The sequence below is a fragment of the Rhodoglobus galactosidasius genome, assembly GCF_054957775.1.
This window is the reverse complement of sequence record NZ_JBQIAV010000011.1, coordinates 66254-79246: the sequence shown is the minus strand read 5'-3', so window position 1 is coordinate 79246 and position 12993 is coordinate 66254. Positions and strand designations below refer to the sequence as shown.

Genomic DNA, 12993 nt, shown 5'->3' with positions numbered 1-12993 from the left:
ATGAGTTCGTTCTAAGTTGGCGGGGAATTGCTAGAGAGTCGACTGTTTGTCCAGCGCGGTAAGGCACGATTGATGAATGTTTAGGCGTCATCCATATCTGAGTGTTGCCACGTTCGGATATTTGGCCGTCGTGGTCTGGTTGACGTTGAGCCCCCAAGCGCCCGATCAGCGGGATGGGCCACTCTGGCAGCTTGCGCTTTTTCTTGATCGGTTCTCTGCAACACAGTGGCTGACATTCAACGACCTTGAGTTTGTGGCGAATATTGCCCTGTTTGTGCCGCTTGGCTTGTTCTTTGTTTTGCTCGTGGGCAAGCGTCAGTGGTGGCTTGCGCTTGGTCTGGCTATCGGGCTGACGGCGGGCATTGAGTGGGTGCAGCAGTTCATTCCGTCGAGGGTGTCTGATCCGCGCGATATTCTCTCTAACTCCGTAGGGGCAGCGATTGGGGTTGTGATTACCCTCAGCGTTGCCGCGGCTCGCGAACGTGCTCGCGCCACACTCCGCACGCGACGCAATCAGCCGACGACATAGTCGCGAAAATTATTCACAATCTGAGTGATCGAGACATACGCTGTGAGGATGTCCGGCGCACGCTGGTTTGTCCCGTACGTCGCGGTGTCTGTCGTGCACATTGTCAGCCTTGCTGCCGGCGCGGATGACGCAGCGCACGCCACTAAGTTTCTCCTGATGCCTGCGCTGATTTTTGCCGTTGTCGGCCGCGCTGCGTTCTTGCTCACCCACGTCGTGTACTTCGCCCTCTTCGTCGGTAGCGTTCGCTCTCGCCACATCCCGCGGGCGACTGCCCTGCTTCTGGTGTGGTGGATTGGGATGCTCGTTCTGCTTCGACCGGTGACTGGTGGAACTCGGATGCTGCGATCATGATCCTGTACTTGGCTGGCCAACTATTGATTGTCGCGGGTTTTCTGGAGGTGCGGGAGCGCTCGGACGGATGTCGACGATGTCGAGGTCAGCGGTTCCGTTGTTAGCTTTGTCGTGCCAAGCAAGGTCGCTAAGAAATTGGGCGATGACTGGTCGTGGTTTGAGCGCTCTGCAGGCTCGTCGGGCGACACTGAGCGCGATGACTAGCCAGGAATGCATGCCCCGCTTGACACTGTTCCGGTGAACGCGGGTGCTTCATCCACAACAGGTTGAAGCTCGGTGAGGGTTAGCGCATAGCCCACATTTTCTTGGTCGGCGCTGCGAGCAAAGACTGCTCCAACGACTTCACCGTCGAGAGTGAGCAGCGGGCCTCCAGAGTTGCCCGGATTTACTTGACCCGCAAGCGTGTAGACCTCGCGAGGGGAACCGCCTGAACCATAAATGTTAGGGCTGTTGGTGACGCTGATGTGCTGCACCAGTGCCGCATCGACAGTGATGTGGCCGCCGTAGGGGTAGCCCTCGATCGCGGTACTGGTGCCGGGGCGTGCTGTTGCTCCCATAGACAAAGCATCGGCTGTGAGTCCTGGCACCGCGATTACCGCAAGGTCATCGCGTGCGTCGAAGTAGACAATTGTTCCGGTGAGCACTTGGCCGTTGAGGGCTTCGATGACGGGCTGTTCGGTGCCCGCTATGACGTGAGCGTTCGTGACAATTCGTTCGTCGGCCACAACAAACCCTGTTCCGGTCTGAGCTTGTCCACACGCGTAGGCGTTTCCGGTAATTCGCACAACGGATTCGGCGGCAGCGGCGAGTACTGCGCTGTCGGTATCGATTGTCGGAATCTTCGCGCCAGCGGTTCCCAATTCAGAAGTGAAGAATGGCACGCCCTTGTCGGCGAGCACGGTGCGCAATTGTGCAATCCGCACTTCGACGTCGTTGGGCGTCAAATCGTGAATCGTGCTGATAACAGCCGAGTCCGCAATGGTGCGGGACAGCAGTGGTGATCCGAGCTGAGCGACGCTGAAACTTACGGTCGAGACGATGAGAGCGGCAAGAATACCGCTCACAATTCCGCCTGCAGCTCGATCGACACCTCTCAGCCTGCTGGTTTCGAGATCTTCCCGGAGCGCTCGAGCTATGGCGGCACCGATTGCGTGACCGATCGCGATGAGGGCAATTGCCGCCAGGATGGTAAGCGCGACGCGCAGCTGTGGCCACGGAATTGAGCGTGATATTGCTGGTGCGAGCAGCACTGCAACAACGATTCCCGCGACGATGCCAGCAATCACGAAGACGCTTCGCGTGAGCCCGATCGAGATGCCGTACGCCACGTATCCGAGTAGCAGCGCAATCAGCAGCAGGTCGAGTAGCGGGGCAACGTTCACGTCTCAACCCTAAACCGCCGTTTGCCGCTCAGTGTCGAATTGAGGGAAGCGCACAACCGAGATATTCTCTGCAGGAAGCGTGTGGGGGAATCAAGTGAGTGGTGTTGAGCGTGACGATAGTGCCGAAACGGTATCGGCCGCGGGTGTTGAGGGTGCAGCCGGTTTCGGTTCGTCCATGGCGGCGTGCCTCCGAGCGCAAGCGGTTCGCGAGCCACCGAGCGCGTTGGCGACTGTTTTTGGCGTGAACCCGCTCGCAGCTGCGGCGCGCGAGTTCTATTCGAGTGCGCTCAGCGAATTGGAGACTGCGGTTGCTCTCGCGGCGTTGGGTTCCGACTGGATGGTGGCTAGTGCAACACACAGCGCCAACGATCATGTCGATGCGGATCACATCGTGCTGGGTCCTTCCGGTGCTTTCTTGGTGTGCAGCAGACAACATCCGCATGCAGAGATCGTGACCGCTGGGCGCATGATCATGGTGAATGGTCGCCGAGTTGCGTACGTTCGCGATGCGCTGAGCGGCGCAGATCGTCTGACTGCGGCACTTTCGGAGCTCGGCGCTGGCTCGACAGCGGTTCGTCCGCTTGTCGCAATTGGCGGTGCCTCTGGAGTCATCTACGGCAACAAGCGCGCCCCAGTTCCGGTGCTCCAGCTCGGAGAACTCGTCAGTTGGCTTCTTCATCAGCCGACCGTCTATTCAGTGGGGGAGGTAAAAGCTCTCGTTGCTATTGCGGGCCGACTCGGGGCGTGGCGGGTTCGCCCGGCCGCAGGCAGCGCAAGTGTGCGGCTCACCGCACGTTTCGAACGACTTCGTACTGAAGTGGATGCTGCGCGCCAACGATACCGTTTGTGGCTTGTCGCTGGCGGAACGGCTGCGATCGCGGCAACAGTCACCGTGGCGGTTATCGCAGTTCCGGCGATTATCCGGTTGCTCGCCGGGTAACTCGGGGGAGTAGTCCTGCGGGGCGTCCTATTCTGCTAGAATCTCAAGGTTGCCGTCTAACGGCCGCGGATAAAGAGAGCTCAAGCATTCAGCTATGGGCACCGCGCAACGACTAGAGAGGGGATCACCTTATGGCTCTTGAAGCTAGCATCAAGAAGGCGATCATTGAAGAGTACGCAACCCACCCAGGTGACACGGGATCCCCCGAGGTCCAGATCGCGATGATGACTCGTCGCATCCTCGACCTCACGGAGCACCTCAAGATGCACAAGCACGACCACCACTCACGTCGTGGACTGCTTCTTCTTGTTGGTCAGCGTCGTCGTCTGCTGGGTTACCTGCAGAACATCGACATCACGCGTTACCGCACGCTGATCGAGAAGCTGGGACTGCGCCGCTAGTCGACTCGTCACACTTGCCAAAGGCCGTCTTCGCTTCGCGATGGCGGCCTTTGTCGTTGGTGGCAGGGTGCGACCGAGTGCGCGACGGTGGCTGCACCAGCCCGCGCCTCGACCGCGAAGCTAAAGTTCTAGGCTGCGGGACTGGTTGTCGTGTCTTTCTTGGCGCGACGGGGAAGCGTGAGGAGCGTTGTGACGCTAACGGCAATCATCAAGATTGCACCGATCGCTACGAGCGAAAAGATGTCGGCAGCGGGGAGCACGAACATTGCGACTCCGGCAGCCATCGAAACGATTCCGCTGACCCAACCGAACCAGCGGGGGTGGATGGTGCCGCGTACGCCGCCGACAAGGTCAACGATGCCTTCAAGGATCCATCCGATTCCGATTACGAGCGCGAGTGCGACAAGTGATTGGAAGGGATTCGAGAGACTCAGGATGCCGGCGATGATGATGAGAAGGCCGAGAATTCCGGTGACCCAGCGCATGGGGGAGTCGAGATTATTGGCGACGAACGCCGCCATGATTCGGTACATGCCGGAAGCGATCAGGTAGATGCCGAAAAGAACGGCCACTGTCAGGAGCGTCGCGCCGGGAAACAGCAGACCGATAACGCCCAGTACGAGCCCGATTACGGCTACGGCCATCAGTTGCCCGCGGTGTGCGCGCAGCAGTCTTGGCTGAAGGTCTTCGGTCGACGGGGTGCGGAAGTTCGTGCTGTCAGACGAGCTCATAAGAGTCCTAACCGGTGGGATTAATCGGTGTACGTTTGGGTTCATTCTCCCAGTTCTGGGACGCTTGTGTGCAAGAACGACGCACCCGTTAGGCTTGAGATATGTCGCGTCGTGTTACTTACTCTCAGCTCGGTGGGCCTGAAGTGCTCACGATTTCCGAAGTTTCTGAACCCCACGCAGGTGAAGGCGAAGTGCGAGTGCGGGTGAAATTCGCCGGCATCAACCCGTTCGACTCCAAGGTCTTTAGCGGTGCATCCACTTCGACTCCGCAGAATGTCACGTTTCCCAGCGGCAATGGCAACGACTTTGCGGGCGTCGTCGACGAGATCGGCGACGGCGTCAGTGAGTGGGCGCTCGGCGATGAGGTGCTCGGCGGCAAAGGTTTCAGTGCCCAGGCTGACTACGTGGTCGTCGCTGCGAGCAAGCTCGTGCGCAAGCCAGCAGCTCTCAGCTGGGAGCAGGCGGGCGGCCTCGACATTGCCGGTCGCACCGCATGGGCCAGCGTCGAGAGTCTTTCTCTTACTGCGGCAGACACCGTGCTTGTCAGCGCTGCTGCCGGTGGCGTTGGTGTCATTGCCGCGCAGCTGGCCAAGCTGAAGGGTGCGAAAGTCATTGGCTCCGCGAGTGAATCGAACCATGAATTCTTGCGGTCGCTCGGCATCCACCCCGTCACCTACGGTGAGGGCATGGTTGAGCGCATTCTCGAGATCAGCCCCGAGGGCATAACAGCTGCGCTAGATAACAACGGACGCGAAACAGTGGATGCCGCGCTCGCGCTGGGTGCTCCGGCTGGCCGGATTAACAGCATCGCTGACTATGCCGCTCAACAGGAGTACGGCACGACGGGCGTTGGTGCTGCAGGCGCGACGCCCGATGACTTGGCGGCGCTTTCAGCTCTCGTTGCTGCGGGAACGGTGCAGGTGCCGATCGATTCGGTGTTCCCGTTCGATCAGGTGTCGGCAGCCTACGCACAACTCGTGGAGGGTCACTCGCGCGGCAAGATTGTGCTCGCTCTATAACGATCACCCACCAAGGTCTTGTGATGGGGCGTTGTCTGGCGGTCATAAAATCAGCCAATACTGGCCTTGAGCAGGAGGTGGCAATCGCCATTTTTTGTTCCTTCCACCAGCGTTATAGACGGTATTGACGGCTTTGCCTCGCTGACAACGCCTAAGCCTCGATCCACCGGTCAGTTTTGGGCTCGCGTTCGATTTTGATTTGAACGCATGCTCTGCAGGCAGATTCGATCGCCAGGCTTCGCTGCCCGTTCGTTCTATCGCCTTCCTGGTTTCGCCTGCCCACCGCTCGACCCGCGGATGCGACGCGCTTCCACTCGTTCACCTGCCACATACGGCATCCTATTATCAAGGAGACTAACCGGTTTGGGGAGGCGGGAAGAATGGCGCGAGGCGATTTGGTCTTAGGGGAGAGTTTCGAAACGGGCCCGTATTCATCGACCGTACCTCGCGAGTTTGTGCATCGAGCGAGCGTGTCAGAAGTCTTCCTGACGCACGTCGAGCGGAAGCCGTCGGGCGGCTTTTTGTGCTGGGGTCAATGGCCGCGTAGGCACTCGTTTTACTCACGTCCATCGGTGGAAGTCGACCCAATGCTCGTTGCTGAAACGGTACGGCAAATGACTATCCTTATCGCGCACTCCATGCTGCGCGTGCCGCTCTCCGTTAAGTTTCTGATGCCCAGCCTTTGGGTCGGGATCACCAAGGAAGGCGCTGTGGGGTCAGCTGTTACGAGGGTCCTTGTCGACGTAGAGGTAGATGAGCTCAAGACCCGCCCGGACTCCACCGTGAAGTCTTTCCGTGCACACGGCGAGTTCAGCGCCGACGGACGTACGGTTGCCCTAGGGAGGGGTGATGCGATCCTCGTCGATCCCGCGGCGTACGCGAAGATGAGGGGCGGGCGCCAAGCGGCCAAAGCGGATGCCAGTAGCTTCCGAGTCGATCATCGACAAGTGGGATGTCTGCTTGCAGAGGATGTGGTGCTCGGTGTACGAGAGCCCGGCGGACGGTGGCCGTTGATTGTTGACACCGGCAACCCGATTCTTTTCGACCACCCGTTAGATCACGTTCCGGGAATGCTCCTCATCGAGGCTGCAAGGCAGTCGGTCTTTGCTCTAAATCACGGCCGCGGGCGCCGGATTGCGGAAATTGACGCAACTTTCGGACGCATGACGGAGCTCGACGAACCAGCATTCATCGACGCGACCCGCGAGGGTCGTGTGAGGATCATCCAGGCCGACGAAGTCGTCACGAGCCTCACCGTTCGCCTCGCCCCTTAGCGCCCCGGGGCCTCTACAAGTCTCGTTAAATCACGCAGTTCGTCGTATCGCTCAGGCACGGCGATGGACGGGAGCAAAATGTCCCACATTTCCTGAATGCGGCAGAGAAGGTCTTGTCGCGAGGTCAATACATCCGCTACTAGCTGTACGCCCGTGAATGACGGGATGATGAACCGTGCCACGATGTCGGGGGCGACGGCCGCATTGATGTCGCCCTCGCCGATACCTCTGCGGATGAGATTTTCGAATGTCAGAAGCCAGTCGCGATAAGGCTCGATAACGCTGGGAGGGAAGGAGGCCGCCTCCGTCGTGAGGCGGATGCCTGCTTGCACGATTGGGTCGGTCATCAGTTGCCTGCCCAAGTCGGCGCACAAGAGAATCATCGTCTCGATGGCCGGACGTCCCATATCGATGATGACTTTCCCCGACAACTGCGAGATGTGGTTCTGTTTTTCGATCACAGCAAGAGCAAGTTCGTTTTTGCTGCCGAAGTGAAAGTACAGAGCACCTTTGCTGACATCCGCTTCTTCCACCACATGAGTGAGGGAAGCATTTCCGTAACCCAAGCGTTCGAAGACCACCGCCGCTCCATGAATTATTGTGTCCCGTGTCGCGAGAGCCCGTGCTTGCCGTGCCATATTCCTTCTCACCTACTGCTGGGCAACGTCGCCCTTGGATGCGCTTCTCTCGTGCGCCGCTCGTGTCATAGTGTGGTGGTTTCTAAACCAACTCCTGCCGATACTAGCGCGCGTCGCTGGAACGGATTGAGACCGCAGCCGAGGCCTCGAGATCAGTGACGTCCCAGATTCGTCTTGCATCCTGCCAGCGGTCGAGACTGACTAGATTCGATTGGCTTCGACAGTGCCGTATTCGGGCGTCAACCGTTACGTGACGGGCAGTGGCGTTGTGTACCACGCTACTGTTGCGCTTCTACCGTTCGACGCCGAAGGCTTTAGGCCAGTTGTGAGCGATACCAAGCCACGTCCTTCCGCCGCAATTCAAAGGCAGCGGGGGAGTCCAGCCCGGTCAGATTCCAAATCCGTCGGGAGTCATACCAGTGGTCGACGCTGGCGAGTGCCAGTTGATGTTCGCTGATCCCGCTCGCAGTTGTCATCTCCAACGCCTCGGACCATGTTCGATTATAGTTCGGGAGATTTCGGCCAATTATGTTTTCGATAATTCCTCCAATTTCCCGGATGGAACTAGGGGATGCGTGGGACGCAATAAGGACTTGTCCCGCTGTGAGGGGTATCACTGAGGACGCGAGAGAGGCGATGAGTTTCCCGAGGTGGTCTACGCGTATGACGGAGATCTTGGCGCGCCCTCCATCGGTGAACCCGTCTAGCAAGCGTCGAATTTTCAGTACACCAGGAAGGAATCGCATATCGCCGTCCCCGAAAGTGAGTGTCGCCCGAACAATGTGGCCGCCCGCGGCCAGGACAACGTTTTCTGCCTCTAGTCGGGTTGTGCTGAGCGATGAGGCCGGATTCGGCTGTAATGCCTGCTCTACTGCACCACGATGAGGTCCTGTGCCGTAGACGGAGGTGGTGCTCAAGTAGATGATCCGCGCTACCCCGGCCGCCGAGGCCTCTTCGACTAGGTTGACCGTGCCATCAACGTTTACTAGACGCTGCAACACCGGATCTCCGCCGGTGTATGACGCTGCGTGAATAACTGTGTCGACCCCATCGAAAGCCTGCGCGAGTGATGCTCGGTCCGTGAGGTCGCCGAGGTACGTCCCGTTGGAAGGGTCGCTTGGATTCGCCCTCTTTAGAAATCGCAAGTGGCTGCCTGAAGTTCGTCGCAACGTCTCGGCAATAGACTTCCCGACAAATCCAGTCGCGCCGGTGAGAAGGACTGTACCCATTTGCCCAGTATCCACGTCATCACACCCTGCTGTATTTTGCCACCGTCAACCGCGACATTGTCAGTGATAAAATTTGCTCCTTAAAAAAATACCGTTCGGTCGGTATTGTAGTAAAGTGCCTGTTATGAGGATGGGTAGTCAAAGCGGACTACCCCACAAGAGGGGAAATTGCAATGTTCAAGAACAAAAAGGGCGTAACACTGCTCGCAGTTGGCGCTGCCATGTTTGGGCTCGTCGGAATGTTGACTCCGACAGTTGCTTTGGCCGGGAACTCCCAATATTGCAGTGGTACCTACGTCTGTGTCTACAAGAACAGCGGCTTCAACATCGGGTTGGGGTTGCGCACTGCGGGATTCGGCCTTCAGAATATCTCGTACGCAAACGACGATGAGGTGTCGTCTTGGGAGAACCGCACGGGTACTAATGCACGCTGGTACGCCGGATCGTACGGTAGCGGGGTGTGCAATAACATGGCCCGCTACTCGGAGTTGAGTTGGATGGTCTGGGGGCAGAACGACGCAATGTCGTCGTGGGCTGGCAATGGTTCTTGCTGATCCGACGCAATCAGTTAGCCTGACTCCTATGCATGGGTCCATACTCCAAACTGATGGGATATCACGCCTCTTCGAGACGCCATCGGAGCAAGTTTTTGGTGTGCGCGACGTCAGCTTGGAACTGGTTCCGGGTGAGTTCTTATGTCTCATGGGACCGAGCGGTTGTGGCAAATCAACGCTCTTGTCGCTGCTCTCGGGGCTCGATCTTCCGACAACCGGCCATGTTTTCTTTGCCGGCGTAGAGCTGTCGAGCCAATCACCAGAGAGGCGTGCCGCTGTAAGACTCAGAGAGATTGGGATGGTATTTCAGGAGCACCAGCTACTCCCTGAGTTCACAGCAGCCGAGAACGTGATGCTGCCCCTAGAGCTCCAGGGGCAGCATCACACTGTTGCTGAAACTGCGGCGATCGAAGCACTGGACCGGGTGGGGCTTGCAGACCTTGCGCGGCGCTTTCCGTCCGAAATGTCAGGAGGACAACGGCAACGGGTTGGGATAGCTCGAGCGATCGTGGGTGAGCGCAAGATCGTGATGGCTGACGAAGCAACTGGCTCGCTTGACCACGAGAATTCCCAGATGGTGTTCCGCTTGTTCCGGGAACTTGCCGCGCAGGGTTACGCGGTTCTCGCAGTGACACATGACCTCACGGCAATGAAGTTTGCTCACGAGACGTTAACTATGGTTGATGGATCGATCGACCGCAGCGGGGCCAGGAGAGAATGATGAGGACAGTGGCAGGCTGGAGGGCGTCGCTAAAACTAGCGAGACCACGCTCCGGATACTGGTGGGTCCTACCGGTACTGATTGTCGGAACAGCGCTGGGCTTGGTGTTCGTCGTGCTCATGCGGATGGAGTTCAGCCCGGCGTCCGAACGTGAATACCTCTACGGAGGGATGGACACTGCGGTTTATTTTAATGATTTCGTGCCAACTTCTGAAGCGGGGGTCGCTATCGAACCTACCAGGCAGCAACTCTCCAAGGTCGCTGGATCCGAGGCCTGTGCTGAGATTAGCTCGATCCTTCAGACCGACACCCGGGATGGTAAAACGTATGCCTATCGAGAATTCCAGGACGGGTGCGATTCACGTGGCTGGGGGTACACGTTGTCCGAGGGGCGGTGGCCGGAGCAGCCGGGAGAAGTTGTCGTAACCAACGCAACCGGGCTGCTGACAGGCTCGACCCTTCAAGGGCTAACCCCGGGCAAACTGTATGTAGTCGGACAGGTCGAAAACGCGCACGCTGTCCGGTCTGAAGCATTGCTCGCTGCTCCTGGTACGTGGCGCTCGTGGGATTGGCCTGGGGCGAAAGCTGCCTTTCCTCGGTTGTCCGCGACGGTTGTTGGCTACACCACTGCTATTGACTATTTGGTAGTAAGCGATTTTTACAGCGAGTTGGCGACATCCGAGCCCGCGGCAGCTAACGTCGAAGTTGCCAACCTCGCGGTGCGCGGTGCGCCGGTGATAGACCGGATGCCGTACTTGTACAAATGGGTAGCGGTGCCACTTGCCGTGCTTGCCGCCGCTATCGCTCTGGCGCTGCGAGGGCGTTACTCCGGTGAACGTCGCCTGCTTCTGGTCGAGCAGGGGATGGGCCCACGTTCGGCCGCGCGCTCGGTGCACGTCGCCGAGATACTAATCCTTCTTCCCGCAGTAGTGCTAGGTGCGCTTGCAGGGTGGCTGCTCGGTTGGCTTTCTGACCCGGTCGTTACGGCGATTGTCGGGCACGAGCCCTCGTCCACACCAGCCCCCTGGGATCCGTTTTTTCGTGTGAGCATTAGCGCGGCGGTCATCTGGCTGTTTGTTGTATTGGCCTCTCAATGGCCGCGGCGCCGAGGTGCCCGCTCAGAGGAAGCACGCAGCCGGCGAACCAACGTTCGGGTCCTCTCCACGTCGCGTGGTGCGCTTGCGATCATTGTCGTTGGGCTCATCGTCCTATTTGGGTTCCCGGTTCGAGATATACCCAACATTTTCGCCGTCGTGCTCCTACTCGTCCTAGCCTTAGGCATAGTCTCTCCAGAGCTAATTGGTTGGATAGCTAAGCGGCTTCCAAGCCGCAGCCCGGCAAGCAGACTCGCATGGCGTCGCATCGGCGAGCGTCGCTCAGCATCGGCGCTTGCCGTCGTGGGCGCTGCGCTGACGGTTGGTCCGGTGATCGCAATGGCCACGCTGATCGCGTCATCGATTGCCGTAAACAACGAGAACGCGAGGATCCCACCCCGAGAAGGTCAGGCGCTCTACTACATATCGGGTGACAACTCCACTGACAAGACGGTCACCGAATCGGTAGTTGATGCAGCTGGCAACGATACGACGATCATTACCGTATCCACCCCCATGACTCCGGAGGGAGAGGGCATAGTGGCGACACCGGGCGGCCTCGGTGCAGTGGACGTTATTGACGGAGTCAGCGACTTAGAGATGCTGCTTGGTGAGTCAATTTCCGGCGAGGCACAACGCACGCTCGAAGACGGCGGGGTTATGTGGAATGCTAACTATAGCGACGCTCGGGTGTGGACGATTGGAACGACCGAACCCCGCGCGATCCAACTAAGCGGCGCAATCTCGGAGAGCTTTGAGGGGCGCTGGGCACGGGAGACGGCAGGGTTCATCCTCAGTGACACCGCCGAACACCGTGGCCTCACGGTGACGCCGCGACTGCTTGCCTTCGGAGGGGTGACAGCCGACGAGGCGAGTCGAGCGGGTGACGCTCTAGTGCGGCAGGGATTTGACGGAAGTCTGCTCAGAACATTCCGAGCCGAAGATCCCTTCTCTGTAACTCCCTTCCAGCTCGGGCTGATTGGTGTGCTCGCTTTCTTCGGGGTCGTGGTGGTTGCCGGATCGACTCGGGGTAGCGTTGAAGCGCTGAAGAGACAGAATGCAAGCCTGATCGCGTTAGGAATTCCACGTTCGTGGCTTGGCAGTGTCTATCTTCGAGAAGCCGGATCTGCCCTTGTCCTCGGTGTCATCGCTGGGACGGTGATCTCTCTTGCCGTGATGTTCATAGGCTTAGCGCAACTAGGATTCCCGGCCGAGGTGCCCGTCCTCCCGCTGGTTGGTTATCTTGCCAGCCTTACCGCTGTTTTGGCGGCTATTGGTGCAATTGGTTTCATTCGTGTACGGACATAGTAGCGATTCCCGGTTCCATAGGTGGGATTGGGCGGACCGCTCGAAAGCTCCCTGCGAGCTATCGAGAGGAAACATGGCTGGTGAGCTGAACGACGAGTTCGCAAGCGTTATTCGAAGCGCACCGTCTCGAGCCGGTAAAGCGCGAGCGCAACCGAAAGCCGCGTGCGGCCGCGTGCAGTGCGCACATCGAAGCCGAGCTTGCCACTGAGCTCTTCGGCGCGGGACTGCACCGTGGAGTGATGAAAGCCTAGAGTGCTGGCGGCAGCGCGCAGGCTGTCGCTCGCAGCAAGAGTATCGAGCATCGCGATGACGCGCGGTGACTCGCGAATGACAACGCCAACCGACTGAAGGTCGCAGTTCTCGGGTGCTCCCGCCGGACTTATTTCGGAGAGAAGCAGCAGCGAACCGAGATCGTCTGCGTACAACACAGGTTCACCATCGGAGGTCAACCGCAGGGCGGTGAGCGCGGACTGCCACGACCGCACCAGTTCACCGGGGGCGGCAGCGATGCCGATTCCGGCACGCGGCGCACTCACGGCATCCGTGCTGAGCAGTATTTCGGCGCGAATGGCACCCACCACGGTGGTGAGCACTGCTGATGGTCCGGCCGCCGCACTCGTGGTGCTCGCGGGCTGGACAATCACGCGATAGCGCGTTGAGGGAGCAAGGTCCAGCGACCGCGCAGCGGCTTGGCGGTCGCCTAGAGTGCGTGCAACATCCAGTAGTTTGTGCACGGCACTATCGGTGCCGGAGTTGGCGTGAGTGTCACTCAGTGCGGGCATAGCGGCCAGCCGCCTTTCATAGATTCGCCACTACTGTACG

Annotated in this window: 14 protein-coding genes; 9 read left to right on the top strand and 5 right to left on the bottom strand. The window is 59.0% G+C overall.

Going from position 1 to position 12993, the window contains the following annotated elements:
• Window positions 1-76: 76 nt before the first annotated feature.
• Together ACTJJW_RS13360 and ACTJJW_RS13355 are read left to right on the top strand one after the other, a co-directional pair.
• Entirely contained in the window at window positions 77-529 is a 453-nt protein-coding gene (locus ACTJJW_RS13360; protein WP_462645430.1) for a VanZ family protein, read from the top strand.
• Between the two features lie 48 nt (window positions 530-577).
• Entirely contained in the window at window positions 578-880 is a 303-nt protein-coding gene (locus ACTJJW_RS13355; RefSeq protein ID WP_462645429.1) for a hypothetical protein, read from the top strand.
• Between the two features lie 200 nt (window positions 881-1080).
• Here the strand turns inward: ACTJJW_RS13355 and ACTJJW_RS13350 are convergent, their stop codons facing one another.
• Window positions 1081-2262 (bottom strand): MarP family serine protease, encoded by a 1182-nt coding sequence (locus tag ACTJJW_RS13350; protein ID WP_462645427.1) that lies wholly within the window; start codon window positions 2260-2262, stop codon window positions 1081-1083.
• A gap of 94 nt (window positions 2263-2356) precedes the next feature.
• Between ACTJJW_RS13350 and ACTJJW_RS13345 the strand changes: the two genes are divergently transcribed.
• Window positions 2357-3202, top strand: coding sequence for a hypothetical protein (locus ACTJJW_RS13345; RefSeq protein WP_462645425.1), 846 nt, complete (start codon window positions 2357-2359; stop codon window positions 3200-3202).
• Window positions 3203-3333: 131 nt separating this feature from the next.
• Window positions 3334-3603, top strand: a complete 270-nt coding sequence (gene rpsO, locus ACTJJW_RS13340) for a 30S ribosomal protein S15 (RefSeq protein ID WP_462645423.1) — start codon at window positions 3334-3336, stop codon at window positions 3601-3603.
• Window positions 3604-3731: 128 nt separating this feature from the next.
• On the opposite strand, the gene ACTJJW_RS13335 is transcribed toward rpsO, so the two are convergent.
• Entirely contained in the window at window positions 3732-4334 is a 603-nt protein-coding gene (locus tag ACTJJW_RS13335; protein WP_462645421.1) for an HdeD family acid-resistance protein, read from the bottom strand.
• 101 nt (window positions 4335-4435) lie between these two features.
• Here ACTJJW_RS13335 and ACTJJW_RS13330 point away from each other — a divergent pair, with 101 nt between their 5' ends.
• Both ACTJJW_RS13330 and ACTJJW_RS13325 read left to right on the top strand, forming a co-directional pair.
• On the top strand, window positions 4436-5353 hold the full coding sequence (locus ACTJJW_RS13330) for an NADP-dependent oxidoreductase (protein ID WP_462645419.1): 918 nt from the start codon (window positions 4436-4438) through the stop codon (window positions 5351-5353).
• 380 nt (window positions 5354-5733) lie between these two features.
• Window positions 5734-6627, top strand: a complete 894-nt coding sequence (locus tag ACTJJW_RS13325) for a ScbA/BarX family gamma-butyrolactone biosynthesis protein (RefSeq protein ID WP_462645417.1) — start codon at window positions 5734-5736, stop codon at window positions 6625-6627.
• Here the strand turns inward: ACTJJW_RS13325 and ACTJJW_RS13320 are convergent.
• Complete coding sequence (locus tag ACTJJW_RS13320; protein ID WP_462645415.1) at window positions 6624-7265, bottom strand: ScbR family autoregulator-binding transcription factor; 642 nt, start codon at window positions 7263-7265, stop codon at window positions 6624-6626. The genes ACTJJW_RS13325 and ACTJJW_RS13320 overlap by 4 nt on opposite strands.
• Before the next feature lie 314 nt (window positions 7266-7579).
• Window positions 7580-8494, bottom strand: coding sequence for an NAD-dependent epimerase/dehydratase family protein (locus ACTJJW_RS13315; protein ID WP_462645413.1), 915 nt, complete (start codon window positions 8492-8494; stop codon window positions 7580-7582).
• 173 nt (window positions 8495-8667) lie between these two features.
• On the opposite strand from ACTJJW_RS13315, the gene ACTJJW_RS13310 reads away from it, so the two are divergent.
• From ACTJJW_RS13310 to ACTJJW_RS13300, 3 genes are all read left to right on the top strand, one after another.
• Complete coding sequence (locus ACTJJW_RS13310; RefSeq protein WP_462645411.1) at window positions 8668-9048, top strand: peptidase inhibitor family I36 protein; 381 nt, start codon at window positions 8668-8670, stop codon at window positions 9046-9048.
• Between the two features lie 28 nt (window positions 9049-9076).
• Window positions 9077-9769: an ABC transporter ATP-binding protein gene (locus ACTJJW_RS13305; RefSeq protein ID WP_462645409.1), complete on the top strand. Its 693-nt coding sequence runs from the start codon at window positions 9077-9079 to the stop codon at window positions 9767-9769.
• A 200-nt stretch (window positions 9770-9969) separates the two neighbouring features.
• Complete coding sequence (locus ACTJJW_RS13300; protein WP_462645407.1) at window positions 9970-12171, top strand: hypothetical protein; 2202 nt, start codon at window positions 9970-9972, stop codon at window positions 12169-12171.
• Between the two features lie 107 nt (window positions 12172-12278).
• Here ACTJJW_RS13300 and ACTJJW_RS13295 read toward each other — a convergent pair whose 3' ends face one another.
• The gene (locus tag ACTJJW_RS13295) at window positions 12279-12953 is read right to left on the bottom strand and encodes a helix-turn-helix domain-containing protein (RefSeq protein ID WP_462645405.1); all 675 of its coding nucleotides are present in this window, start codon (window positions 12951-12953) and stop codon (window positions 12279-12281) included.
• Between the last annotated feature and the right edge of the window lie 40 nt (window positions 12954-12993).

What these genes read in the sequence shown, in the direction of transcription:
- ACTJJW_RS13360 (WP_462645430.1), top strand. Translation starts at nt 77, where the DNA reads ATGTTTAGGCGTCATCCATATCTGAGTGTTGCCACGTTCGGATATTTG.
- ACTJJW_RS13355 (WP_462645429.1), top strand. Translation starts at nt 578, where the DNA reads ATGTCCGGCGCACGCTGGTTTGTCCCGTACGTCGCGGTGTCTGTCGTG.
- rpsO (WP_462645423.1), top strand. Translation starts at nt 3,334, where the DNA reads ATGGCTCTTGAAGCTAGCATCAAGAAGGCGATCATTGAAGAGTACGCA.
- ACTJJW_RS13335 (WP_462645421.1), bottom strand. Translation starts at nt 4,334, where the DNA reads ATGAGCTCGTCTGACAGCACGAACTTCCGCACCCCGTCGACCGAAGAC.
- ACTJJW_RS13330 (WP_462645419.1), top strand. Translation starts at nt 4,436, where the DNA reads ATGTCGCGTCGTGTTACTTACTCTCAGCTCGGTGGGCCTGAAGTGCTC.
- ACTJJW_RS13325 (WP_462645417.1), top strand. Translation starts at nt 5,734, where the DNA reads ATGGCGCGAGGCGATTTGGTCTTAGGGGAGAGTTTCGAAACGGGCCCG.
- ACTJJW_RS13320 (WP_462645415.1), bottom strand. Translation starts at nt 7,265, where the DNA reads ATGGCACGGCAAGCACGGGCTCTCGCGACACGGGACACAATAATTCAT.
- ACTJJW_RS13315 (WP_462645413.1), bottom strand. Translation starts at nt 8,494, where the DNA reads ATGGGTACAGTCCTTCTCACCGGCGCGACTGGATTTGTCGGGAAGTCT.
- ACTJJW_RS13310 (WP_462645411.1), top strand. Translation starts at nt 8,668, where the DNA reads ATGTTCAAGAACAAAAAGGGCGTAACACTGCTCGCAGTTGGCGCTGCC.
- ACTJJW_RS13305 (WP_462645409.1), top strand. Translation starts at nt 9,077, where the DNA reads ATGCATGGGTCCATACTCCAAACTGATGGGATATCACGCCTCTTCGAG.
- ACTJJW_RS13295 (WP_462645405.1), bottom strand. Translation starts at nt 12,953, where the DNA reads ATGCCCGCACTGAGTGACACTCACGCCAACTCCGGCACCGATAGTGCC.